Here is a 24,542-nt window from a genome sequence, read left to right as displayed (position 1 = left end):
CTGCGGGTCGGCTTCGTGGGCCTTGGCTCTCAGGGTGGCCCGATGGCGCGCAGGATCATCGAGGACGGGTTCCCGACGACGCTGTGGGCCCGCCGGCGCGAGTCGCTCGAACCGTTCGACGGCGCGGCCGTCGCAGCCGACCGTAAGGCCCTCGGTGCCGCGTCGGATGTGTTGTGTCTGTGCGTAATCGACGACGCCGACGTCGACGAAGTGCTGCGCGGGGACGATGGGGCACTGGCGGGTATGGCCCCGGGTGGAATCGTGGTGATTCACAGCACCGTTCATCCGGACACCTGCCGTCGGCTTGCCGCCGACTACCGGGACCTGCACTTCGTCGATGCTCCCGTCTCCGGCGGCGGGCATCTGGCCGCCGCGAAATCGCTGCTGGTCATGGTCGGCGGCGATGACGATACGGTCCAGCGATGCCGGCCCGTCCTGGACACGTTTGCCAATCCGCTCATCCACCTCGGTGCGTTGGGTGCCGGGCAGGCGGCGAAGTTGTTGAACAACTCGCTGTTCACCGCGCACCTGGGGCTGGCGGCCGAGACGTTCGCCGCCGCCCGCCGACTCGGGGTGGACGTCGAGGGTTTGACCCGTGTCCTGTCCACGGGCAGCAGTCGCAGCTACGCCGGCGAGGTGATCGCCAACTCGGGCCACACGCTTGCGGTGATTGCCGGGTTGGCCGGACCGCTGCTGGCCAAGGACGTCGGCATTCTGGCCGATGTGCTGGGGGCCGGCCCATCCGGTCTGCTCCGGACGGCTACGGCCACCGTCGACGCGATGCATGCGCAATGATCAGATGATGACGACTCGGACCGGACCCGCGCCGACGACGGCGTTGCAGCTGCTGCTGGCGGCGGAGCGCTTGTTCGCCGAACACGGAATCGCCGGAATCTCTTTGCGGCAGATATCGATCGAGGCGGGCTCATCGAACAATTCGGCGATCCGCTACCACTTCGGCTCCAAGGACGATCTGCTGCGCGCGATCTTCGCCTACCGGCTGAACGACCTGATGCAACGTCGGGCGCTGCTCAGGGCCAGGGCCGATCCGGGCGACCTTCGCGCTCAGCTGGAGGCGCACGTCCTGCCGCTGATCGAGCTGGCCGAGTCACCCGACAGCTCGTATGTGTCGTTCATCGAGCAGCTGCAGCGCGCCGGCGCGGTTGAGGTTTTCCTGCATCAGCCCGACGCGATGCAGTCGGCGCAGGACTTCAGTTCGGGCATGCAAAGCTTGCTGCCGCACATCCCGGAACCAGTGCGCACCATGCGAATTCAGCAAGCTCAAGACCTCGCCGTGCACCTCGCCGCCGAACGCGAACGTGCGATCCGGCGCGGTGATGCGGTGGTGCCGTTCGCCTTGTTCGTCAGCGGTGTCGTCGACGGGCTCGCCGGCTTTCTCGAGGCGCCGGCCTCGCCGGAGACTTCGCGGCTCATTGCCCGCGGCTGAGCAGCAGCGCGGCGGCACGGACCGTCCTGGTTCTCGCCCGCGTCGGCTTCGTCGGGCACACGACGAGTCAACAACCGCTTCGGTCTTAGATCAGGCGACTTAGCGCACCGGTGGTCAGCATGCGCCGTAAGCTCCGACGGTCGAGCTTGCCGCTGGGCAACGTGGGGATGTCGTCGCTCGTCGCGATTGCCCAGCTGGTTGGAACCTTGTAGCTGGACAACTGTTTTCGGGCTCGCGCGGCCAGGGACGAGACGTCGATCGTCGCTGTCGCTGCGACCACGACGGCGCACACCTGTTCGCCACGCTCTTCGTCGTCGATCCCGACGACGACGCACTGCGCGACATCGTCGAATTCCTCGATGACCGCCTCGACCTCGAGTGGAGAGACGTTGGCGCCCGCCGTCTTGATGAGTTCGCTGGTTCGTCCCACATAGAACAGGCGCGGATCGTCTTGTTTTCGATAGACGCGGTCCCCCGTGTGATACCAGCCATCAGCATCGAAGGTTTCCCACCGCTCCCGCTTGTTGTATCCGGCCATTGCCCCGACGCCGCGGATGAGGAGCTCGCCGGTGAACCCTTCGGGAACCGGCGCACCCCGTTCGTCGACGATGCTGATTTCGGTGAACGCGAAACCGCCTGCGGTCTCAGACATGGTGCGGTGGACGGGAAATCCGTCCGGCACGTTGATCATCGCAAGGTCCAGCGGGCCGTCACGCAGCATCGGTGCGCTGCTGAGGTCGCGCGCCGCGAAGGTCGGGTGCTCTCGCAACCGTTGGGTGAAGGCAGGCCACCCGACGATCCCGGTGGCGCGTTCCTGTTCGAGAAGATCCAGCGCCGTGCCAGGGTCGAGGCGCGGCATCACCAGCAGCGTGACGGGTTCGTGCAATGCCCCGGTCGCGGCGAGCAGGCCGCCGATCCAGAAAAACGGCATGGCGCACAAGATCTTTGGCGGGGACGCCGGCCCGGTGAGCGCCTTGATCGCGCTCGGCCAGGTCGAGGTCTGCCGCACCACCGTGCCGTGGGTATGCAGCACCCCTTTGGGGTCGGCGGTTGATCCCGAGGTGTGCACCATGATCGCCAGATCTGCGGGGGAGACCTCATCCTGGGCCGCCGCCAGCACATCGTCGCAGACGCCACCGGCACCGGATGCATTCCAGGTGGTCGCCCATTGGCGGTCCGTCTCGCCGGTGAGCACGATACGACGCAAGAACGGTGCGGCGGGCAGCGCCAGTCGGCCCGCTCGCTGATCGGCTAGCTGCGGCAGTGCGGCTTCGAATCGTTCGGTGACGTCGGTGTCCAGCAGCCGGCTGGGTGCGATCAGCAACCCGATGTCCGCCAGCCGCAGCACTTTTGCGAGCTCTGCCGGCGTGTACATGGTGCTCAGCGGAACGGCCAGGGCACCGATCCGCGACACGGCCAGCCACCAGTTGACCCACTCCGTGCCGTTGGGAAAGAACAGGCCTACCCGACTGCCCTTCCCGACGCCTTCGCGCAGCAACCACCGCGCGATCTTCGCCGAGTCCCGTTCCGCGTCCTGGTAGGTGATGCGTTCGGTTGGCGTGACCAAATAGGTTTCCTGGCCGAAGCGACGCACGCTCTGCGCCAGCAGGGCGGGAAGCGTGAGTGGCTGGGTCACGTCGGAGCGTCAGAACTTCGCGACCGCGCCGGCGTCGACGGGCAGTGCTGCGCCCGTGATGTACTGCGCCTCGTCGGACGCCAGGAAGAGCACGGCGTTGCTGACGGCGCGTGCCTCGATCAGCGGCTTGGGCAACAGGTGGAACTGCCCGATGATCTCCGCGGCATCGTGCACGGTCGGGTCGGGCAGATCGGGTCGCAGCGTCCGGCAGAACCAATCGTTGTCGAGCATCGGAGTCAGGATGTTGCCGGGATGGATGGAGTTGACCCGAATCCACTGCGGGGCAAGCTCATTGGCCAACGAATTCATCAGGCCGACGACGGCGTGCTTCGCTGACGCGTAGTGGGCCATATAGCCTCCGCCGCGAATACCGAGCATCGAACTGACCAGGATGATCGAGCCGCCACCGTTGGTCATATGCGGCAGCGCGGCCTTCACCGTCTGCCACACGCCGGTCAGGTTGATGTCCAGCATCGTCTGCCACGCCGACTGCTCGATCAACGCCGCCGGCGAAGGCACACCGCTGATGCCGGCGTTGGCGACGACGATGTCGAGGCCGCCCAGTTCGGCGACTCCCTGCTCGAGCGCGGCACGCAAACTTTCCACGTCCCGCACGTCGGCTTTCGCAGTGACGATGCGCCGGCCGGACTTCTCGACGAGGTCCGTGGTGTCGGCCAGGTCGGCCTCGGTCGCTCCCGGGTAGGCGACACCGTCGATGTCCTCGCAGACATCGACCGCGATGATGTCGGCGCCTTCCTCGGCCAGTCGGATCGCGTGCTCACGACCCTGACCCCGGGCCGCACCGGTGATGAACGCGACTTTGCCGGCGACCCTGCCGACCGTGTTGCCTGCCATTGGGACCTTTCGTGTGGATTGTCGGCCCTGACGCTACGCGTCGAAGACGACTGAGCGGTGTCGGCATTCATTGGTCCTCCCCGAGGTCGCCGAGATCCTTGGGTGCGGAGATCTCCGTGGGTTCCGAGCGTCCGCGCAGCACGGTGCGGCCGAACCCGGCCCAATGCCGGCGCTCCGCATTGTCGGCGCGATCGATGACGGCGGCAGAACACAGGATCGGCCGCTCGGAGGTTTTCGCGAGATCGGCCAGCCGCGCAGCCTCGTTGACCGGGTCACCGATCACGGTGTATTCGTAGCGGTCTTCAGCGCCGATGTTGCCGGCGAAGACGGAACCGGCTGAGACTCCGAGCCCGAAGTCAATGACCAGCTCCCGCAACTGCTTTCCCAGATCGCGTGCCGTCGCCAAAGCTGCGGACGCCGAGTTTTCGGTGTGCAGCGGCACCCCGAAGACGGCCAGTGCGGCGTCGCCCTGAAACTTGTTGACGAAACCACCGTGGTGGGCGACGGCGCTCACGACGACCCGGAAGAAGTCGTTGAGCAATCCGGCGACCTGCTGGGGTGGGCGGCTGGATGCCAATTGTGTCGAGCCGGCCAAATCGATGAACAGGACCGCGGCCTCGCAGACATCTCCGGTCAACGAGGTGCCCTGTTCCAGGGCGCGGCGCGCGACGTCTGGGCCGACGTGTCGCCCGAACAGGTCACGTACCCGGTCGCGTTCGGCGAGCCCAGCGACCATACCGTTGAATCCGCGTTGCAGGCGGCCGATTTCGGAGCGTTCCGATACGCCGACGGCGGTATCGATGTGTCCTTGTTCGACCTGTGCCATGGCGTCGACGACTTCACGGATGGGATCTGAAATCGATTGCGATGTAAGGATCATCGTCGGCAGCCCGATCAGTACGGCCGCCGGCGACATGACCACGACCGGAACGTCCACCGAGGCTGTCTGCGGGATGATCCATCCGTTGGACCGCAGCAGTACCAGCGCGGCGATGGCGCCGCAGGGCAGTGCGCCGCACAACATCCACATGCTGAGCAGTCGCGGCAGGACTCCGGGGGCAAAGACGCCCTCTTCATACTCGGCTGCGGCAGCGACCACGGTGCGGCGCAGCAGGCGATGCGTGAGCAACAGACCCAAGCACGCCGCGGCGGCACCGCCGAGCGCTGCGCCCAAGAGCGTGGGGACTGCGACACTTATCCCGCCGTCGAGGTTGAGCAGCAGCGAGATTGCGCCGCTGACGGCCCATGTCGCGACCAGGATGGTGGATTGTCGGGTGATGATCTTCGTCGCGCTCGGGAGTCGAACTGGACCGGGTTCGGGCGCCGTGGCCAGTGAGCGGGATAGTGAGGCGATGTTCAGTACGCCGCCGACGGCCACGGCGACAGTTCCCAAGCCCACCAGGACGGCGGAGATGATCACGTTCGCACGGGTGAAATAGGCGTGCGCCCCACTGAACGCGTGGCCGCCGATCGGTATCACGATCGCGGTGGCTGCGGTGACCGACAGCAGATACGCGCACGCCAGGCGGCCGGCATACCGGATGGACAGCCTGCCGGTAGGGTACGGGTGCGCCGTCGCGCTCGTCGCAGACTCCTATGTCGTTGTGGCTCAATAGGTCACAGGTAGTTCGATGACGCCGTGAACCTTTCTCGTCTGCGGTCGCATCGCCACCCATAGCCGACAGTAGATTGTCGGTTCTGTTCGCTCAATGGCGTCAGTTGCCGGCCTCGATGGCCGCGACTTGCGCGAGACCTTCTGCCCCGCAGGACGGCCGCAATTCAACTCGGCCGCCGCTCAACAGCAAATCGATCTGACGCTTGAGTTCACCCGAGGCGAGGTGGGCGTAGAGACTGGCGCCCGGACAGGAGGTTTGGGCGAAGTCCCGGTGCCCGGCCAGCGTGCTGGTCGCGATGTCATACCGCTGGGCGGCCCAGGCGAATGCGACGGCGGCACCGTGCAGCTGCGCCCCGGACACGGTCTCGTGGTCGAAGTCGCCTTCGCAGATGACCAGGAAATGCCCGGTGGTGTCGTAGTCCGTCGCGGTGTCACCGGCGATGTCAGGGTTGCGCAACTGGTAGATGTTTCCCTTGCCGTCGATCCCGAGGTGATAGGCGATGTCGATCCAGCCCAGGCTGTCCTGGTGGTAGCGCTGATCTGCACGGAAGCGGCCCGGGGCGTTGCTGTTGTCGCCCAGCGCGACGGCTGCGTGGTGCAGCGTCAGCCGGTTGGGTGTGTGCGGTCGGCCGCCGGCCCGGGCCGGTCGCGCACCCCAGGCCTCGCGACAAAGCAGTGGCACCGTGACCCCGGCCGCGGGCGGCTGGACCGCCGTCGACGTGGCGGTGGCAGGATTCGGTGCGGCCGGCGCCACCGGACTGGGTGGGGTCGTCGTCGGACCGGGTGGGGTCGTCGTCGGACCGGATGGAGTCGGGGTGGGACTCGCCGCGGTCTTGGTCGAGCAGGCGCCGAGGCCGGCGGCCAATCCGACGCCGCCGGCCAGCCGAAGCAGCCGACGACGACTGACGAGGTCCGGATCCTCGTCGGGTCGCCTGTGCGCGCGCATGGTCCTCAATCTATTCGCTGCAGGACGTGTCCCATGCGATTGGCGCGGTCAACCCGGCGCTCAATATGCTGGATACCGCGGCACCACGTCCGCGACAACCCATGGAAGCGTCGAGGAAGTCTGTGCGTGACGATCAGTTGCTGATGCCGGGCCAGACCTGCTGGCGGGTGGAGCACGCGGATCAGTTCGCCTGCATCGTCGACGCGGCGGACTACTTCAAGCACGTCAAGGCGGCGATGCTGCGCGCCCGGCACCGGATCATGGTGATCGCCTGGGATCTCGACTCGAGGATGACATTCGAACGGGGCACCAAGACGTTGCCCGGCCCCAACCAGCTCGGCGCGTTCCTGTATTGGCTGCTGTGGAAGCGACCCGACCTCGAGGTCTACCTGTTGCGGTCCAATCTGCGCCTACTTCCCGCTTTCGACGGCATCTGGTACGGGATCACCCCGACCTCGCTGCTGAATCGGGTCAGTAGCAAGCGACTCAACTTCGCCGTCGACGGGGCCCATCCGCCGGGATCCGTTCACCATCAGAAGATCGTCGTCATCGACGACGTGGTGGCGTTCTGCGGTGGTATCGATCTGACCCTCAGCCGCTGGGACACCCGTGCGCACGAACACCAGAACCGCTGCCGTAGGTCGGTGGGGCGCAGTTATGGGGCTCGACACGAGGTCGCCGCGGCGGTGGACGGCCCCGCAGCGCACGCGCTCAGCGAACTCGCCCGGGAACGGTGGGAGACGGCCACGAATCAGTCGTTGCCCCAGATCGACGCCAAGCATGTCGGTTGGCCGAGCAAGCTGGAACCGACGTTGCGCAACGTCGACGTCGGAATCGTGCGCACGCTACCGGAATTGGACAGCCGAGACGAAGTTCGGGAAGCCGAAGCGCTCAATCTGGTGGCCATCGCGGCGGCACGTCACACCATCTACCTGGAGAACCAGTACCTGGCGGCCCGGCGAGTCGTCGATGTCCTGGCGGATCGGCTTCGTGAGGAAGACGGACCAGAAATCGTGATCGTCCTGCCACGGCGCGGCAACAACGCCCTGGAAAGAGGGACGATGGACGGCGCACGTCACCGGCTCATCCAACAACTGTGGGCCGCCGACGAACACGGCCGGCTCGGCGTCTATTGGCCGGTAACCGACGGCGGGGCCCCGATCTACGTCCACTCGAAAGTGATGGTGGTCGACGATCGACTGCTGCGCATCGGTTCGTCGAACCTCAACAACCGGTCGATGGGCTTCGACAGCGAAGGCGATGTGGCCATCGAAGCCGATCCGGACAACCCGGACCACGACGAGCTGCGGCACCAAATGATCGCCGTACGAGACGATTTGGTGGCCGAACACCTCGGCGTGTCCGTCGAACAGCTACAGAACTCGCTCGGTGAGTCCCGGTCGTTGCTCAAAACAGTCGAGGAACTCCGCGGCCAGGACAAGACGTTGCGGCCACTGACCGAGCGGTCGGTCGCCGGTGAAGCCAGTCCGTTGGCGGAAAACGATCTGATGGACCCCGACCACGTCCCGCGTTCGTTGAGCCGGAGTTTCCAACGTTTCATCGCCGGACTCAGGGGTTGACGCTCACCCCGGCCCCACGTCGATTCTCCTGAAGATAAGCGGAGCGACGGGTGATGAACCACGTCGCGAGCGGGCGTACGACTCGCAGGAGCGGCACCAGCATGCCGAAATCCTTTTTCATGTCCCGCAATTGATCGTCGAGCCCGCGCTGCTGATACCGCAACAGCTGCTGGCTCTCCTCGGTGTCCACCCAATCACCGAAGAAGCGAGCGGGTTTCGAGCGCACGAAAGCCGCGGCCGGCAACCGACCGATTCCGATCGCGTTCATCAGTGCGTTGGTGAAGTCGTAGTAGGTCATTCGGCAGCCCGCCCCGCCCGCGATGTAGAGGATCTTGCCGACCGTCTTCTCCTCGGCCACCGCACGCGCGAAAGCCGTTCCCGCGTCTGCGGGATGCAGGAACTCGAACCGCGCGTCCGGGCTGAATTCGAACATGATGCTGGGGTCCTGCGCCTGCAAGTGGATCGGCGTCACCGCCGCGAGGCGAAGGATGCTCCAGCGCAGCCCTGATTCCCGGATCGCGGCCTCGCAGGCGACCTTCTGCCGTCCGTACTCGTCGGTCGGAGCGACGGGCGTATCCGCCCGCAGCGGCGGCTCGCGGTCCTGCACCTCACCGAAGATGCCGATAGACGAGGCGAAGACGAGCCGCTTGGCGGTAGGGGACTCCTCCATCTGGGTGACCAGAGCACGGGTGGCGTCGAGGTTCACCTTGCGCGCCAGCTCCGGCGCCCGTTCTGAGTACGGCGGGATGATGGCTGCCAAATGGATGACCGCGTCCACCCCCTCTAACGCGTGTCGTACTGCCTGTGCATCGGTGATGTTGCCCCAGACGAAACGTGCTCCTCCGTCCAGAGTGGCGGCGAGCTTGCGCGCCCGACGAGAGTCGATGTCGAAAGCCACCACGTCGTGTCCCTCGTCGAGCAACGCCTGCAGCGTGGCAAAGCCGATGTTGCCCAGTGCGCCGGTCAACAGCACCTTCAATGTCGTGTCCTCGCTGTGGGTTTGGGGGCGGCCAGTTCACGCAGGGACGTCAGGAACAACTCGTCCATGCGCGGGCTGAGGTCAGCCAGCGTCGCCGCGCCGGCGAAACCGGCGGAGCCGAAGACACGCTCCAGCTCATCGGTGGCTGTTCCAGCGCCGATCGAAAGGCAAAGACAGGCAACACCATCGGCGCGAAGCTCCGCCAGTGCCCGATGGGAATCGGCTTCGGCGTAGCGCCCTTCGTAGCCGTGGTCGTACGGGAAACCGTCAGACAGCACCAGCAGCAATTTGTTCGGCGTGCCGGCCTGGGATTTGAGGATCTCACCCGCCCCCCGGATACCGGCGCCCAGGCGCGTATAGCTCTGCGGCTGCAGCTGATTGAGCCGGGCTCGTCCGACGGCGCCGAAACGCTGCCCGAACCCTTTGATGACCGGCAGGTGCACCGAGTGCCGGCCTTCGGAGCGAAACGCATAGACCGCAACCCGGTCGCCGAGTTCCTCCAAGGTGTGGGCCAAGGTGGCGGCGGCGCGACGCTGATGGTCGTGGACGGCGAGTCCGTGCGGATCGGTATCGGTACCGGATCCCGACGCGTCGACCAGGATGAGCACCCCCAGGTTGCGGGCCAACTTGCGACGTTCCTGATACACGTTTTCCGGCGGCGAGTGCCCGGAGCGCAAATCGACGAACAAGTCGATCAACGCCTCGATGTCGAGTTCGTCGCCATCGGGCCGGCCGCGAAGCACCTTGGGCCCCAGGCCCACCCGAGCCAACCGTCGCCGCAGCACCTCGTCGTGGGTGACGGCCGCGTCTTCGACGGCGGCATTGTCTGTCAGCGGAAAGTCGATGACCCGGCACCACCGCGGCCGGTATCGGTTGCGGTGGACGTCCCATTCCGGGTACAGCGCCCCGCCCACACCGACCGCAGCCCCGGGATGGCCGTCGTCGGTGAAGTGGATCCGCGCGGGCAGCGGTCGCGCCTCGGGTCCCACGGTGCGTGCCCGTCGCGCGGAGCGGACCTGCAATTCAGCACCGGCGGCGCCGTTGTCACCGCCACTCGAGGTGCCGAGCAGCTTGCGTAGGTAGTCCGAGACGGTCTTCGAGGCGACCAGTGGATTGTCGAAGAGTTTGAGTATCTTGCTTTCTCGCGGCTTCTCCTCGTCCTCCTCGCCGTCGTCTGCGGGTGAGTCGACGAGGTCGGTTGCCAGCTGCAGTTGCATGTCGGTGGGTCGCGCCCCGGGTGCGCTAGATGCTGCCAGCAGCTGGGCGGGTCTGAGGACTCCGAACCACGGCGGCGGGTCGCCGACTTTGCCTCGACCCGTGGCCTTTTCGAGTGACTCCTCGGCGCTGGCGGTGCGGGGATCCATGTCGAGGCCCACCCGTCGGGCAAGCGGGAGACTCTCGGAGAGGGCGGTGAGCACCCGGCAACCCTCCAGCGCCAGATAGCGGCGCGCCGCCGCTGGCCGCGCCCGCAGCGGTTTGATCAGCCGCGGGTTCAAGCTGCCCGCGCCGAGCAGCGCGCTCTGCAGCAGCACCTCGCGGCGTTGATCGGCGACGGGACGTCCGGCAGAGACGAAGACGATCCGCCCGTTGGTGTGCGGAGCGGCACCGGATGTCGCCTCGGCAACATCGACGGCCCTGCCCGCCACGAAGGTAGCCAGCAACCGGAACCGGTTCAGCTCCTTGACAGTTGACTCTGTCACGGTGTGGGCAGCACGGCCTCGACGAGTTCCCCGAGGGCGCGGATCACGTCGCGGTCATCGGAAAGGACACGAACGACTGCCGACTCGACCGCGCTGCGCAGGCTCAGCCCCTCTGCGACGAGGCCGCCGGCCAGTATCAGCATCCGGGTCGAGGACACTTCACCCAGTGGGGACCCGTCCAGGTTCCTGATCGCGTTGCCGAGCCGGACCAGGGTGCGTGCGGTCGCGAAGTCGATACCCGCCTCATAGGCAACGACTTCCGTCTCGATCTCGGCCGGCGGGAAATCCAGCTCGATCGCGACGAAGCGCTGCCGAGTCGACTCCTTGATGTTCTTCAGGACGCTCTGATAGCCGGGGTTGTAGGAGATCACGAGCTGAAACCCGGGTGCCGCGCGCAATGTGGTGCCGAGCCGATCGACTGGAAGCTCACGGCGATGGTCGGCCAGCGGGTGGATGACCACCGTCGTGTCCTGTCGCGCCTCCACCACCTCGTCCAGATAGCAGATTGCGCCTTCGCGTACGGCTCGCGTCAGGGGCCCGTCCACCCAGACCGTTTCGCCGCCCTTGAGCAGGAAGCGTCCCACCAGATCGGCCGACGTCATGTCCTCGTGGCCGGCGACGGTGATCAGGTCGCGTCCGAGTTCGTGCGCCATAGCCTCCACGAACCGGGTCTTTCCGCATCCGGTCGGCCCCTTGAGCAGCACCGGCAGACCGCGGCGCGCGGCGGCACGGAACACCTGTGCTTCGTCGCCGACTGCACGGTAAAACGGCGCGGTGCGATCAGTTTCAACGGCGGGCACACTGTTGGTCAGCAAGTCACTTTCCCCGTTCCACCGAAACGGTCTTCGGTAATTCCACCCCGGGCGGCAGGACCAGCTTGCCGTCGGTGTTGATGTAGCCGGAACCATTGCGCGGCATCGGAAGTGACGGATCCGGGCACGGCCGATCGGTTCCGTCCCCGCAGATGCCCATCAAGAAATAAGACCGTTTCAGTACGTCATCGGGCCAAGGCTCGGCGTGCATGGCGAACCATTGCGCCGGCAGGTTGTAGAACACGAAGAAGAACGCGCTGCACGCGGCGAAGATCGCCAGGAAGCGGGTGACCTGCTGTCTGACGACCCCGCCCCGGATGCGTTCGAGACCCCGCTCGACGAATGTCCGGCCCCGGTCGTCGGTGAAGTAGCGCAGACAACACAGTCCCGCCTGTACACCTCCCCACATCAGTCCTTCGTAGAGCGGCCACTGATAGTAGGTGCCCGCGTTGATCGACCAGGCCCGGATGGCGCCGGGATAGGTGAACAGCCCCATCGGCATCAAGAACAAGCCCTCGATGACCAGGTCGAAGAAGAACGCCCACACCACGACAACGCCGATCAGACCGAGGGTGCTGACATTGGGCCAGCGCGCCTTGACCTTTCGCATCACCCAGCAACCAAGCATCGTGCACAGCAGAACAAACGAGTAACCCGGTGCGTTCATCAGCAACGGTTCGGCCATCATCCGGCCCGGTTCGCCGAATGACTGCCAGCCGGGCACGTTCAGCACCCAGGAGCCGCGATTGAGCATCCAGGTGTTGTACGTGCTCCAGGTGTTGAAGTAGTTCAGCAACGGATCCTGGAAGAAGATCAGGCCGCAGGCCACGAACAGCATGCCGTCCAGGGTGATCCGCCGCTCGCGCCGCCAGGGTCGGATGAGGAAATGCCAGATGGCCACCGGATAACCGATGACGATGACGCCGGTCCAGGTAAGAAGAATCGCCTTCATGAACGTCGGCGGGTCGCTCGGACCGGTAGGCACTCGCTCGAAGTTCGGTCCGCTGATCCAGCTGATCCAGACGAACAACTGGAAAGCCAGAATCACTCCGCCGACGATCGCCCAACCCCGGACGGGCCCGGAGGGGCGCTTCGCCTGCGTACCGAGCGCGGTGGCTCCGCCGAGCCGCTCGGTGACGACGGGCGCATGATGGTTCATCAGTTCACTCACGAAACAGACTCCTGGATAGTCAAACTCACTTACCCCGTTCGACCGGGACCGTCTTGGGCAGCTCTACGCCGGGTGGAAGGACCAGCCTGCCTTCGTTATTCACGTAGCCGGAGCCCTTGCGGGGCATCGGCAGCGCAGGGTCGGGGCAGGGTTGGGTCGTCCCGTCGCCGCACGTTCCGCCGAGAAAGTACGAGCGCTTCAGCACGTCCTGCGGCCACGGGTCGGCGTGCAGGCCCATCCACTGCGCGGGAACGTTGTAGAAGAAGAAAAAGCACGCGCTGACCGCGGCGAAGATGGCCAGGAAACGGGTGAACTCGCGTGCCGCGAATCCGCCTCGCAGTTGGTCGATTCCGCGTTCGACGACGGTACGGCCGCGGTCGTCGGTGAAGTAGCGCAGACAGCACAGCCCCGCCTGGACGCCACCCCACATCAGCCCCTCGTAGACCGGCCATTGATAGTAGTGGCCGGCGTTGATCGAAACTGCCCGCATCGCACCGGGATAGGTGAACAGGCCGGTCGGCAGCAGCAGGCAACCCTCCATCACGAAATCCAGGACGAAGGTGAAAAGGTATGTGACGCCGATCAATCGGATGTTGCTGATGTTCGGCCACCGCGCCTTGACTTTGCGCATCACCCAACACCCGAGGATGGTGATCAGCAGCACCCCGTATGCGTAACCCGGCGCATTGGTCAACAATGGTTCGGCGACCTGACGGCCCGGTTCCTCCGGTGACATCCAGCCCGGTATGTGCGACGACCACGACCCGCGGTTGAACAGCCAGGTGTTGTAGGTGCACCAGGTGTTGAAGTAGTTGAGCAGCGGATCCTGGAAGAACATCAGCCCCATCGAGGCGAACAGCATGCCGTCGAGCGTGATACGGCGCTCGCGCCGCCACGGTCTGACGATGAACCACCACACGGCAAACGGCAGACCGGCCCAGAGCACGATCGCGTTCGCCATCAGCGGCACCTTCATGAACAGCGGCGGCTCCGTCGGCCCGGCCGGGACGCGCTGGAAGTAGGGGCCGGTGATCCACCGAATCCACACATAGACCTGCAGGGCAAGCACCGCGCCGCCGGCAACGGCCCAGATCCGCACCCGCTGGGACGGATTTTGCGCACCGAGGCCGGCCACCTTGCCGGCTGACTCGGTGACGACCGGCCGCTCCTGCTGCCTGAGCGGTTTGCTCACGATGAAGTCCCCCTTGGTGACTGACCTTCGGCAATATACCAACGAGTATCTGGATGAACAATGAGCTTCTCAGATCCCTGTGGCACAATCGGCCGCATGCCGGAGCGCTGGACGCGGGAGCGACGACTCGAACACACCCGCTCGCTGCTGCTGGATGCCGCCGAGGATGTCTTCGCCGAAAAGGGCTTCACCGCAGCAACTCTCGACGACATCGCCTACGCTGCCGGATACACCAAGGGCGCCATCTACAAGCACTTCGCCACCAAGGAAGATCTGTTCCTGGCGGTCAGCGACCGCTATTGGCGGCGCTATTTCGACAACTTCGCCGAGGTGATGTCGACCGCGACGCACATCGGTGCCCGCGAACTCGACGAGATCGCCGATCGCTGGCGGCAGCTGAGCCGCGACCGCGGCGCCGAGCACGCCGCGCTCGGGCACGAGTTCACGCTCTATCTGCTGCGCAACGCCGAAGCGCGCGAGCGGGTGTCCGCCAAACGTGCGGAGGTCGTGGAGGCGCTGGGCAAATTCGTCGTGGAGGGCATCGACCGGCTCGGGGGAGCGTTGCTGATTCCGCCGTTGACGTTCGCGCACATCCTGGTGGCCACCACGGACTCGGTGATGCTGGGCACTCAACTCGACGACGTCGACCTGTTCCGGCCGATGCTGGAGATGTACGTGTCGGTGATCAAGCTGCCCTGACCTCCGGCAGTGCGTCCCGGACTCGGGACACGACTCAATACGGGTCGATGTGGGTACTAGAACCGCAAACCACCCTCACCGCCGGCACGTATTGAGAGGTCGACATGCAGCGCCCTGACACGATCATCGAAATCCATCGTGAACGCGTCCAGGATCAGACCGCCGAGATGGTCGGCGGTGACAAGTACACCGAGTCCGTCGACGGCACCGGCTACTCCGCGACGGCCACGCTGGACCTCACGCTGGACCGCGTCTGGTTCATCCTCGATTCGCACGAGCGGCCGTGGCAGGAAGAGATCGACGGCGAAACCCGAGACCCGTTGCGGCACTTCGCGATCGACTTGGCAATCTTCGATTCGAAGATCGTCATCGACTCGGTGACCTGCATCCCGCTGGTGCAACTGCCACCGGCGACGGTCACCATCCCGGACGGCCCGCGCGAGGGTGAGTCGCGCGAAATCGCCTACAACGAGATTCCGTTGTTCGGACGGTTGACGGTGCACGATCAACTCGAGCCGCACGAAATCGAACCGGGCAAGCAGACGGTGGTGCTGAACCTGACCGAGCAGGACGCTCCCGTCCTGGTGGCCGGTCCGCCGCCGGACGAATACACCGGCCGTCTGTTCGGCTCACACCTCGAGCGCCGCGAGGATGGTCATACCGTCTTCGCCGGCCAAGACCCGCGGGTCAGCTGGGAACTCGACTATGCCGAGGCGTACTGGATCACGCACAGCATTGCCGGGCAACTGCTGGTCAACCTGGAGCGAGTGCAGCACCCCACTACTTCCGACGACGAATTGCGGACCCGGGTGCTCGACTCCCTGGCCGCGCAAATCGCCGATGCCGTGCGTCCCAAACTCGCCGAGGAGGGCGAGGGCGGCATCGTGAACATCATGCCCACACCGGTCGACATCGACCCGGACGCGCAGGACGACTCCACCTTCAAAGACCTCGACGCCGTCGTGCAGCGTTTCGAGATCGGGGAGGACACCCACGAGTCGCTGGTGATCCAGCTCAAGACGCTGCGCGAGTTGCCGACGGGCGAAGAGTTGCCCGCGTCGATACTGGCCGAAAACCCGCGTGAGAAAGCAGGATTGGCCGTCACCGGGTGGAGCATCCTGCGCCAGGTCCGGGACACCGTGATGAAGAACTTCGGCCTGGAGGAAAGCGACTTCGTGGCCGAGGTGCCCTGTGTGCTCAACGGTCCCAAGACCGTCAACATCGGCGGCGACGATCGCTGCCTGGACGCGATTGCCGCCGATATCCTGCCGCGCACCGAAGAGGGCAGGTTGGTCATCGACGGCACCGTCAGCGCGGACACGAAGCTCTACGATTTCAAGGCGAATTTCAAGGTCACCTACGAAATGGGTCTCGACGACATACCGCGCGATCCCGACCCCAGCGAGGCCCACTACGCCGACCTGGAAACCGTCGAGACTCTCGAGCGTTCGTTGAGCGCAGCCGGTGACAAGAAGCGCGCCGGTGAACTCGACGAGCAGGACTACGAGGCGATAGTCAAGCACGTCAGTGACCAGTTCGAGGCGCTGCCCCGCACGGTCGGAGTTCGTCCGACGCAGAATCCGCCCGAGCCCGAGGTGAACGCGGAATTCGGGCTGACGTTGGCCGGCAAGGCCGCGACGGCGGCCGGCGCGGCGGCCGTGGTCGGTCTGCTCGCGCTGCCCGTGACGTGGGCCGTGGGGGCGGGGGTGGGCGCCAGCGCCGGGAGCGTGCTGACGCTGGCGATCGTGCAGTACATCGGCACGTTGCTGACCATCGACTGGTTCGGCGCCGGACTGGGGTCGCGCCAGGTCAAGAAGTCGCTGAACGACCGCCCGGAGGGGACGTTGCTGCCCCCGCTCGGAATCCCGGTGGACGCCAATCTGAATCGTCAGCGCCTCGCGGTCTACTTCCGTCCGGTCCCGGCGAAGCTCTGGGTCGATTGCGTCAATATCAAGTCCGACGAACACGACAGCGACCGCGAGGAGATCCGGGTGGTCGGAGGCCGGTGGCCCAGCGACGGCCAGCCCTGGAAGCTGTCCAACGACGACGCGATCCTGTTCGCGGATTCCGGTGAGTTGGAGCTTTTCGTCACCCCGGACAACGCGGCGGGCGACGATCTGCAGATCAGCGTCGCCACCACCGCGGACGGGCAGCGCATCCTGCGGACGACGGGGGAGGGGCCGGGCGCGCTGCACCGGCTTCCGCGGTGCGACGGGCCGGCCGAGGAGCCCGCGTAGCAGATTCGAGGTCAGTCGTTGCGGTGCAGGAACCCGTGCAGAGTCGCCTGGACGAGTTCGTCGACGATGGCTTCCCGGGAAGGTTGTCTCTCGCCGAAGTAGGTCGACCGCAACGCGACCATGCCGACGATCATCGCCACCGTGGAGTGCGCGGGCAGGTCGGGCTGGCTGGAGCGAAAACCGCGTAACTGCATGCCTTCTGCGCTGATCCCACCGAGCACCGCGAGCGCCCTGCGGATGTCGTCCATCCCGGTGCCGGCGATCTCGTCTCGACTGAAACTTTCCGAGGCCAACAGCGTCAGCAGCAGTCCGCGATGTTCCACCAGCACGTCGTAGAGCTGTCCGACGAAAAGGCGTGCCAATTCCTCTTCTTCGGTCTCCTCGGGGATGATCGATTGCCACGTCCGCCCGAATTCGTCGACGAAGTTCGTGAACGGAACGACGAGCGCTTCCCGGAACAACCCGGCCTTGGATCCGAAGTTGCGGAAGAGCAGGTATTCGCTGACTTCGGCGGCCTCGGCGATCTCACGCGTGGTGGTGCTGCGGTAGTCCTGGCGCCCGAACAGCTCACGGGCGGCGTCGAGCAGCAACCTGCGCGGCTCGCCTCGTGGCCGCCGGAGCGGTTGAACGGACGCTTCGGCCGCCGACTTCTTCTTGGGCGCCGGTCGCGGGGACACGATTTCCCACGATAGTCCCTTGACCTTCCACTTAGAATAGTGTGCACTATTCAACGTCGGATTGTTCCCTGACCGAAGGGGCGCGGACGTGGGCGCAGTCATCATGCTCGGCACGCTGTTCGGGTTGATCGTCCTGATTTTCGGACTGGTCTATTACTTCGATCCCGAAGCGCGTGGCGGCGGCCGGGACGAGCCGGTCCAGTGAGCGGCGAACTGACGCCGCTGCTCACCGGAGCGGTCATCTTCGGCTGGGGAAGCGGTATCGCGTTCACCGCCGCGGGTGTGTATTTGAGCGTCCGCCAACGCCGGTTGCACCCGCTGCTTCTGCTGTGTATCTCGGCGATCTCGTTCTCCTGGATCGAGGCGCCCTACGACTGGGCGATGTATGCCCAGTTCCCGCCCGCGCTGCCGCGGATGCCGTCGTGGTGGCCGCTGAACATGACCTGGGGTGGGCTGCCGTCGTCCGTGCCGCTGGGCTACATCGGGTATTTCTGCTTGCCCGCCGTGATCGGCGCGGCGCTCGGGCAACGGGCGGCCGCGCGGTTCGGTTGGCGCCGGCCGTTTGCGCTCCTCGGCGCCGGCTTCGTGGTCGGCTTCTGTTGGGCGTTTGCCTTCAACGCGTTCCTGGGCGCCCGGTTGGGTGTCTTCCACTACGCCTACGTGATCCCCGGCCTTGCGGTGTTCGAAGGCACCAAGCACCAGTACCCGATCTACGATTCCATCGCCCTGGGCGTACAGATGATGGTCTTCGCTTATCTGCTCGGGCGCACGGATTCCTTCGGGCGCAACGTCATCGAGATGTGGGCGGAGTCGAAGACGAAGAGCCGGGTCAAGTCGTCACTGCTGTCCATCGGCGCCGTCGTCCTGATCGGAAACCTGCTCTACGGCGCGGTCTTTGCGCCCCACCTGATAACCATGCTGAACGGCTATGTGACCTCGGGACCCGACGAGCAGCTGTTCCCCGGCGTACCGAATCAACCTAAGTGAGCCATGAGCCAACAAACCACGCAGCTTTACTACGACCCGTTCGACTATGACATCGACGACGATCCGTACCCGGTGTGGAAGCGGATGCGCGCGGAAGCGCCGCTGTATTTCAACGACAGGTACAACTTCTACGCGCTGAGCTGCTACCAGGATGTGGCTCCGGCACTGCATGATTGGCAGACCTACCGGTCGGGACGGGGCACCACCGCCGACATCTTGTTCAGCGGCCTCGAGGTACCGCCGGGCATCCTGCTGTTCGAGGATCCGCCGCTGCACGATCTGCACCGAAAGCTGCTGTCCAGGGTGTTCACTCCGCGCCGGATGCTGGCCGTCGAAGACCTGGTGCGTGAATCATGCTCGCGCGCATTGGATCCCCTGCGCGACCTGGACGGCTTCGACTTCGTCGCCGATCTCGGCGCGATCATGCCGATGCGCACCATCGGCTACCTGTTGGGCATCCCGGAGGAGGGGCAGCAGGAGATCCGCGACCGCAACGACAAGAGCATCACCGTCGGCGCGGAGCAAGGCGACATCAGCGCCACCATCTTCCAGGATTCGATCGCGCTGTTCGCCGAGTACATCGAGTGGCGCGCCCAGCACCCGTCCGACGATTTGATGACCGAACTGCTCAACGCCGAGGTGGAGGAACAAGACGGATCCCGGCGCCGACTCGACCGCACCGAAGTCCTCGCCTACACCGCGATGATCGCCGGCGCCGGCAACGAAACCACCGCCCGGCTCATCGGATTCATGGGTCAGCTGCTGGGCGAGCATCCAGCACAACGCCACGAATTGGTCGCCGATCCCTCGTTGATCCCCGGCGCGGTGGAGGAGACCCTGCGCTACGAGCCGCCTTCCCCGGTGCAGGCACGTTACGTCGCCGCCGACGTCGAGTTGTACGGGCAGACCGTCACCGAAGGGTCGTACATGCTGCTGCTCAACGGGTCCGCCAACCGCGACGAGACGAAGTTCGTCGAACCCGACCGCTACGACATCCACCGCAAGGGTGGTCATCTCAGTTTCGGGCAGGGACTGCATTTCTGCCTCGGTTCGGCACTGGCGCGTCTGGAGGGGCGGGTCGCTTTCGAAGAGGTCCTGAAGCGATGGACGGACTGGGAAGTCGACTACGACAACGCAATTCGGGCCCGGACGTCCAGTGTGCGGGGATGGGCGCGACTGCCGGTCAGGACGACTTGACCGAACCGCCGGAACGAACTTGTTTCGTTTCTCCCGCGATTGGTTAGCCAACGGTCACACCTTCGGGAGGTATGCAATGAGCGATTACAAAGTCGTGCTGGTAGGTACCGACGGATCCGACACGTCCCTTCGCGCCGTCGATCGCGCCGCGAAGATCGCCGCCGAATCGGGTGCCAAGCTGATTGTGGCGTCGGCGTTCGTGGACGACGACGACCGCGGCGGCGGTCCGGATCCCGACCAGGCGCGCGACGAGAAGTACCGCACCCAGGGCAACGCGCCGGTGTACGACTTGCTTCGCAAAGCCGCTGACCGGGCGCGCGACGCCGGCGCCACCGACGTCGAGGAACGCGCCGTCGAAGGGGCGCCGGTGGATGCGCTGCTGGAACTGGCCGACGATTCGAAGGCCGACTTGATCGTGGTGGGCGACGTCGGGGCCAATTCGCTGGTCGGGCGTGTCGTCGGTTCGGTGTCCAAAGCCGTCTCCAAGCGCGCGCAGACCGAGGTGCTGGTGGTGGAGACCGAAGACTGAGGTCAATTCCCGGGGACCCATAGGGTCACTTCTTCGAAACAATGTCGCCACAGTCCTACCCGCCGGCAGAAGGCGGGGCGACGATGAATGGCAGCCAACAGGGAGGCAATGTTTCGATGCGAATGGTTGTCCTGGCCATGCTTGCCGCCGCTCTCAGCGTGCTCAATCCACTGACCGCGCCCGCCTACGCCGAACCGACATGCGGGGTCAATCTTGCTGCGCCGGAGATTCAGACGGCGGTCAAATCGCTGCCGGTGCTACCGGACAACTCGGCCTGGGATACCAACACCCACAGCTTCGACCCGAGCAGCAACTACAACCCGTGCACCACGCTGTCGACGGTGATCATCACCGTCCTGGGCGCCACCGGAAGCTCGCCTGACCTCGCCCTGCTGTTCCACAAGGGCGCGTTCGCCGGTGTCGCCACCGCGAAGGCATTCCCGTTCACGTCGTTGAACACCGCCAAGACGACCGACGACACCGTCGCCCTGGACTACAAAGACGGCCGCAACGTCTGCACCGCATGCCCCGGCCCGATCACCACCACGCGTTACCAGTGGCAGGGCAGCCGCGTCGTCGCGCTGGACGCCGAACCGACCTGGTGACGCCGCACGCTTGGACAAATGGTGCACGGCGGACAAGATGTATCCCATGCACGTTGCACAGCCACGCCGTAACCGCCGACGCCCATCTTCCGGTTCGACCCTGAGAGCCAGCATAACCCGTTGTGCTGCAATGTTATTGGCGGGCATTGCCGGCCTGGGGCTGTTGGCCGGGCCGCCACCGGCAAACGCCGCACCGCGGCCCGCGGCGCCGGCACTGGCCTCCGACCCCGCGCTGCTGGCCCGGGATCTGGTGGCCGACGAGCAGGCGCTGCGCGACCCGTCGTCGTCGGAGGCCGTTCTGCAGGCCGCCGCACTGCGCCAACAGGCCGCCTACCGCGCCATCGGGCGCCACCCGGAGTGGGAGTCGACCGTGCGCCCGATCATTCCGGCGTCGCTCACCGCGACCTACGACCTCAATGTCGACGCCCGCCACCACCTGCAGGCGCTGAACGCGGGCGAGGCGAAGCCCACGCTGCCCGCATGGCGGATAGATCCGCCGGCGTCCACCGGCGAGCTGCTGGGTTACTACCGTGCCGCCGAGGCGGCCAGCGGCGTCGGCTGGAACTACCTGGCGGCGATCAATATGGTCGAGACCGCGTTCGGTCGCATCTCCGGGGTGAGCACTGCCGGCGCCCAGGGGCCGATGCAGTTCCTGCCGTCGACGTTCGCCAGCTACGGCGAGGGCGGCGACATCCGCTCACCGCGCGACAGCATCATGGCGGCTGGTCGCATGCTCGCGGCAAACGGGTTCGCCGGCAACCGCGACGGCGCCATCTACAGCTACAACCATTCGAGCCACTATGTCGGAGCGGTCAACGACTACGCCGCGGCGATCGGCGGCGATCCGGCGGCATTCGCGGCCTATCACCGTTGGGATGTCTACTATCTGACCACCTCGGGCGACGTGTTGCTGCCCGTCGGTTACACCGCGTCCGAACGCATCCCGGTCGCGGACTATCTGGCTTCACACCCCCAGTAGCCACGCCTGCGCTGTCGTCCAGCGCACTCAGGTCATGCACACATTGGAAAACACCAGCACCGGCCACGACACGATGGAACCCAGAAATGACACCACCAGGTCGGCGCCGTGCAATCGGTGCAGATGCGTGGTGTGCGTCAACGACCAGACGAGTCCCACGATGAAATACGGGACGCCCACGATTACCGCGAGGCCGATCAGTTCGGCGATGGTCATCCGGTAATCGAGCAGGTTGCGAAGTTTGGTGAGCATCACCGCTATGTTAACTGCAATTCCGCACAATCGTTGCCCAGCACGGTCGGTTGTGAGAATCTGGCGATACCTGCTGAGCGCGGGTTTGACGCGATGAAAGCTAGGGTTGAGTTAATGACTGTTTCGCCAGAGCCATCGGTTCGCCGCCCGGCGTTGACCCTCGAGCGCACCCGTATCCAGGTCACCCGGCAAACGGCGCGCTGGACCGACGCACCAGTCGACGTGCGCCATGCGATGGACTTCTGGTCGTTCGCGGCCGGCGCGGCCAATGTGATCATGCAGCTGTCGCGGTCCGGCGTGGGTTACGGCGTGGTGGAATCGAAGGTCGATTCCGGCAACCTGCTCAAGCACCCCTGGAAACGGGCCCGCACCACGTTTCAATACCTGGCCGTCGCCGTGTTCGGAAACGAGCGGGACCGGGCCGCATTCCGCGACGCCGTCGACGGGGCGCACCGGCACGTCAGGTCCGCGCCCGACAGCCCGGTCCGCTACAACGCCTTCGACCGCAACCTGCAGCTGTGGGTGGCCGCGTGCTTGTTCGTCGGGTTGGAAGACACCTATCAACTGCTGCGCGGGCCGATGAACGACGAGCAGGCCGAACAGTTCTATCGCTCCGCGTGGCCATTGGGCACCACCCTGCAAGTACTCGAAGAGCAGTGGCCACCGACTCGGAAAGCGTTCGACGACTACTGGATTGACGCCTGCACGCAAGTCGAGATCGACGAGACGGTAGGCGCTTATCTGCACGACCTGATCGAGCTGCGGATGATCAACCCGTTGTTGCGGTTGCCGTTTCGTCATTTGCTGAAGTTTCTGACGGCCGGGTTCCTGGCGCCGGTCTTCCGTGAGGCCCTCGGGGTGTCGTGGAGTGAGGCCAAGCAGCGCCGCTTCGAAATGCTGTTCCTGCTGGTGGCTTTCGTCAACCGCTTTCTGCCGCCGTTCATCCGGCAGGGTGGCAGTCACGTGCTGCTCGCCGACGTACGCCACCGCGTTCGGCGCGGGCGCCCGTTGATCTGAGGACACCGATGACGGAACCCAACGGCGGTATCGACCGAGTCGAGCGCGGTCTGAACGGGCTGCGGCGACTCCTGGAGCGCCGGGTCAGCATCGCGGCGCTGATCGAAGTCGCGGTGTGGCTGGCGCTTCCCTATCTGTGCATCGGCCTGGTGTGGGCATTCCTGCACGAGAGCCAGGTCGAGCGAATCGAGACACGGCTGGCCACGGTGTTGCCGGTCGATGCCAACATCGTGGCCTTCGGGGTGGTGACCCTGTTCTGGCCGGCCTCGATTCAGCTGGCGAACGCCTGCCCGACGCGCTGACGGCACCGCGGGCAGCCATACTTGCGACGGTCTCGATCGCAAGGAGTGCGGTATCAGGTGAAAGTGCATCTGCAAGTCGAAGGCGCACCGGACAAGGTGCGGGACAGCGTGCGGCAAATCGCCGAACTGGGAGCCGACGGCCTGTTCACCTTCGAGGGACCCCACGACGTGTTCTTCCCGCTGGTCGTCGCCGCGGGCGAGAGCGACCTGGAACTGATGACCAACGTGGCGATCGGCGGGCCGCGCAGCCCGATGCATCTCGCGCACTCCGCCTACGATCTGCAGGTCTACAGCCGCGGCCGCTTTCGGCTCGGACTGGGCTCGCAGATCAGGGTGCACATCGAGAAGCGCTACGGTGCGCAATGGGGCAGACCGGCAAGTCGGATGGCCGAGCAGGTGGCCGCGCTCAAAGCGATCTTCGCGGCCTGGGAAGGTCAGGCGCCGTTGAAGTTTCGGGGCGAGTTCTACACCCACACGTTGATGCCGCCCAACTTCAACCCCGGCCCCAACCCGTACGGCCCCCCGCCGGTGCTGATGGGCGCCCTCGGACCGGTGATGACCCGCAAGGCCGCCGAAGTGGCCGACGGACTGCTGGTGATGCCGTTCAACAGTGCGCGCCACCTGGCGCAGCGGACCGAGCCCGCACTCGCCGACGGTCTCAGCGCATCCGGGCGCTCGCGAGCCGACCTGCAGGTGATCGCGCAGGCCATGGTCGCCGTCGGCAGCAACGAAGCGCAACTGGCCGCCGCAATCCAAGGGGTGTCGACGCTGATCGCGTTCTACGGGTCGACGCCCAACTACCGCCCGGTGCTCGAGGTCGAGGGCTGGGAAGATCTGCAACCACGCCTGAACGCCTTGTCCAAGACGGGTGACTACCCCGCCATGCGGGCGCTGATCACCGAGGAGATGGTGCGTACCATCGGCATCGTCGGCAGCCCGGCACAGTGCGTTGCCGAGATCGAGAATCGTTTTGGCGCAATGGCTTCCGACGTCTGCTGTTATTTTCCGGGTTATGCGCCCACCGAGGACGACCTCGCCGAGCTGGTGCGTGGGCTGCACGGTGCCGAGCGTCGCCGCGAACAACCGTAGTTCGTGACCGGCGGCAGGTCGCACACTGCCCGCGAGCGC

Annotated in this window: 24 protein-coding genes; 13 read left to right on the top strand and 11 right to left on the bottom strand. The window is 65.6% G+C overall.

Annotated features, from left to right (window positions below; genetic code table 11):
* Together AC5Y4D_RS05125 and AC5Y4D_RS05120 are read left to right on the top strand one after the other, a co-directional pair.
* Positions 1-795, top strand: a complete 795-nt coding sequence (locus AC5Y4D_RS05125; protein ID WP_500036615.1) for an NAD(P)-dependent oxidoreductase — start codon at positions 1-3, stop codon at positions 793-795.
* A gap of 7 nt (positions 796-802) precedes the next feature.
* Positions 803-1,447 carry a TetR/AcrR family transcriptional regulator gene (locus tag AC5Y4D_RS05120; RefSeq protein ID WP_500036559.1) on the top strand — a complete coding sequence of 215 codons (645 nt, stop codon included), beginning with the start codon at positions 803-805 and terminating at the stop codon, positions 1,445-1,447.
* A gap of 85 nt (positions 1,448-1,532) precedes the next feature.
* On the opposite strand, the gene AC5Y4D_RS05115 is transcribed toward AC5Y4D_RS05120, so the two are convergent.
* The 4 genes from AC5Y4D_RS05115 to AC5Y4D_RS05100 form a co-directional block, all read right to left on the bottom strand.
* Positions 1,533-3,083, bottom strand: coding sequence for a class I adenylate-forming enzyme family protein (locus AC5Y4D_RS05115; protein ID WP_500036558.1), 1,551 nt, complete (start codon positions 3,081-3,083; stop codon positions 1,533-1,535).
* 9 nt (positions 3,084-3,092) lie between these two features.
* On the bottom strand, positions 3,093-3,938 hold the full coding sequence (locus AC5Y4D_RS05110; RefSeq protein ID WP_500036557.1) for a mycofactocin-coupled SDR family oxidoreductase: 846 nt from the start codon (positions 3,936-3,938) through the stop codon (positions 3,093-3,095).
* 67 nt (positions 3,939-4,005) lie between these two features.
* The gene (locus AC5Y4D_RS05105) at positions 4,006-5,463 is read right to left on the bottom strand and encodes an adenylate/guanylate cyclase domain-containing protein (RefSeq protein ID WP_500036614.1); all 1,458 of its coding nucleotides are present in this window, start codon (positions 5,461-5,463) and stop codon (positions 4,006-4,008) included.
* A 190-nt stretch (positions 5,464-5,653) separates the two neighbouring features.
* Positions 5,654-6,499, bottom strand: a complete 846-nt coding sequence (locus AC5Y4D_RS05100) for a peptidoglycan recognition protein family protein (RefSeq protein WP_499944819.1) — start codon at positions 6,497-6,499, stop codon at positions 5,654-5,656.
* A gap of 101 nt (positions 6,500-6,600) precedes the next feature.
* Between AC5Y4D_RS05100 and AC5Y4D_RS05095 the strand changes: the two genes are divergently transcribed.
* The gene (locus tag AC5Y4D_RS05095; RefSeq protein WP_499944976.1) at positions 6,601-8,079 is read left to right on the top strand and encodes a phospholipase D-like domain-containing protein; all 1,479 of its coding nucleotides are present in this window, start codon (positions 6,601-6,603) and stop codon (positions 8,077-8,079) included.
* Here the strand turns inward: AC5Y4D_RS05095 and AC5Y4D_RS05090 are convergent.
* Genes AC5Y4D_RS05090 through AC5Y4D_RS05070 form a run of 5 tightly spaced genes read right to left on the bottom strand, consistent with a single transcriptional unit; the run spans position 8,069 to position 13,933 of the window.
* Positions 8,069-9,052, bottom strand: a complete 984-nt coding sequence (locus AC5Y4D_RS05090) for an NAD-dependent epimerase/dehydratase family protein (RefSeq protein ID WP_499944978.1) — start codon at positions 9,050-9,052, stop codon at positions 8,069-8,071. The genes AC5Y4D_RS05095 and AC5Y4D_RS05090 overlap by 11 nt on opposite strands.
* 2 nt (positions 9,053-9,054) lie before the next feature.
* Positions 9,055-10,758 carry a nitric oxide reductase activation protein NorD gene (locus AC5Y4D_RS05085; RefSeq protein ID WP_499944820.1) on the bottom strand — a complete coding sequence of 568 codons (1,704 nt, stop codon included), beginning with the start codon at positions 10,756-10,758 and terminating at the stop codon, positions 9,055-9,057.
* Complete coding sequence (locus AC5Y4D_RS05080; RefSeq protein WP_499944821.1) at positions 10,755-11,573, bottom strand: CbbQ/NirQ/NorQ/GpvN family protein; 819 nt, start codon at positions 11,571-11,573, stop codon at positions 10,755-10,757. Before AC5Y4D_RS05080 ends, AC5Y4D_RS05085 begins: the two co-directional genes overlap by 4 nt.
* Before the next feature lies 1 nt (position 11,574).
* Positions 11,575-12,729, bottom strand: coding sequence for a spirocyclase AveC family protein (locus tag AC5Y4D_RS05075; protein WP_499944980.1), 1,155 nt, complete (start codon positions 12,727-12,729; stop codon positions 11,575-11,577).
* 37 nt (positions 12,730-12,766) lie between these two features.
* Entirely contained in the window at positions 12,767-13,933 is a 1,167-nt protein-coding gene (locus AC5Y4D_RS05070; RefSeq protein WP_499944822.1) for a spirocyclase AveC family protein, read from the bottom strand.
* Between the two features lie 96 nt (positions 13,934-14,029).
* On the opposite strand from AC5Y4D_RS05070, the gene AC5Y4D_RS05065 reads away from it, so the two are divergent.
* Together AC5Y4D_RS05065 and AC5Y4D_RS05060 are read left to right on the top strand one after the other, a co-directional pair.
* Positions 14,030-14,632 carry a TetR/AcrR family transcriptional regulator gene (locus AC5Y4D_RS05065; RefSeq protein ID WP_499944823.1) on the top strand — a complete coding sequence of 201 codons (603 nt, stop codon included), beginning with the start codon at positions 14,030-14,032 and terminating at the stop codon, positions 14,630-14,632.
* Positions 14,633-14,736: 104 nt separating this feature from the next.
* Positions 14,737-16,869 carry a hypothetical protein gene (locus tag AC5Y4D_RS05060; protein WP_500036556.1) on the top strand — a complete coding sequence of 711 codons (2,133 nt, stop codon included), beginning with the start codon at positions 14,737-14,739 and terminating at the stop codon, positions 16,867-16,869.
* 11 nt (positions 16,870-16,880) lie between these two features.
* Here AC5Y4D_RS05060 and AC5Y4D_RS05055 read toward each other — a convergent pair whose 3' ends face one another.
* On the bottom strand, positions 16,881-17,546 hold the full coding sequence (locus AC5Y4D_RS05055; RefSeq protein ID WP_500036555.1) for a TetR/AcrR family transcriptional regulator: 666 nt from the start codon (positions 17,544-17,546) through the stop codon (positions 16,881-16,883).
* 201 nt (positions 17,547-17,747) lie between these two features.
* Between AC5Y4D_RS05055 and AC5Y4D_RS05050 the strand changes: the two genes are divergently transcribed.
* The 5 genes from AC5Y4D_RS05050 (at position 17,748) to AC5Y4D_RS05030 (ending at position 21,843) form a co-directional block, all read left to right on the top strand.
* On the top strand, positions 17,748-18,533 hold the full coding sequence (locus AC5Y4D_RS05050; protein WP_499992302.1) for a spirocyclase AveC family protein: 786 nt from the start codon (positions 17,748-17,750) through the stop codon (positions 18,531-18,533).
* A gap of 3 nt (positions 18,534-18,536) precedes the next feature.
* Positions 18,537-19,730 carry a cytochrome P450 gene (locus tag AC5Y4D_RS05045; protein ID WP_500036554.1) on the top strand — a complete coding sequence of 398 codons (1,194 nt, stop codon included), beginning with the start codon at positions 18,537-18,539 and terminating at the stop codon, positions 19,728-19,730.
* 76 nt (positions 19,731-19,806) lie between these two features.
* Entirely contained in the window at positions 19,807-20,259 is a 453-nt protein-coding gene (locus AC5Y4D_RS05040; RefSeq protein ID WP_499944828.1) for a universal stress protein, read from the top strand.
* 116 nt (positions 20,260-20,375) lie between these two features.
* Positions 20,376-20,864: an LppP/LprE family lipoprotein gene (locus tag AC5Y4D_RS05035; protein ID WP_499944829.1), complete on the top strand. Its 489-nt coding sequence runs from the start codon at positions 20,376-20,378 to the stop codon at positions 20,862-20,864.
* Between the two features lie 130 nt (positions 20,865-20,994).
* A complete protein-coding gene (locus tag AC5Y4D_RS05030) occupies positions 20,995-21,843 on the top strand; it encodes a lytic transglycosylase domain-containing protein (protein WP_500036553.1) in 849 nt (282 codons plus the stop codon).
* Between the two features lie 27 nt (positions 21,844-21,870).
* On the opposite strand, the gene AC5Y4D_RS05025 is transcribed toward AC5Y4D_RS05030, so the two are convergent.
* On the bottom strand, positions 21,871-22,095 hold the full coding sequence (locus AC5Y4D_RS05025; protein ID WP_499944831.1) for a hypothetical protein: 225 nt from the start codon (positions 22,093-22,095) through the stop codon (positions 21,871-21,873).
* A 114-nt stretch (positions 22,096-22,209) separates the two neighbouring features.
* Between AC5Y4D_RS05025 and AC5Y4D_RS05020 the strand changes: the two genes are divergently transcribed.
* Genes AC5Y4D_RS05020 through AC5Y4D_RS05010 form a run of 3 tightly spaced genes read left to right on the top strand, consistent with a single transcriptional unit; the run spans position 22,210 to position 24,503 of the window.
* Positions 22,210-23,112: an oxygenase MpaB family protein gene (locus tag AC5Y4D_RS05020; RefSeq protein WP_500036552.1), complete on the top strand. Its 903-nt coding sequence runs from the start codon at positions 22,210-22,212 to the stop codon at positions 23,110-23,112.
* An 8-nt stretch (positions 23,113-23,120) separates the two neighbouring features.
* On the top strand, positions 23,121-23,414 hold the full coding sequence (locus tag AC5Y4D_RS05015; RefSeq protein ID WP_499944833.1) for a hypothetical protein: 294 nt from the start codon (positions 23,121-23,123) through the stop codon (positions 23,412-23,414).
* Positions 23,415-23,471: 57 nt separating this feature from the next.
* Positions 23,472-24,503: a TIGR03617 family F420-dependent LLM class oxidoreductase gene (locus AC5Y4D_RS05010; RefSeq protein WP_500036551.1), complete on the top strand. Its 1,032-nt coding sequence runs from the start codon at positions 23,472-23,474 to the stop codon at positions 24,501-24,503.
* Positions 24,504-24,542 lie beyond the last annotated feature (39 nt).

The sequence above is a fragment of the Mycobacterium sp. NGS67 genome, assembly GCF_059812185.1.
The sequence above is the reverse complement of the archived record's forward strand: the minus strand, read 5'-3'. Positions and strand labels throughout refer to the sequence as shown.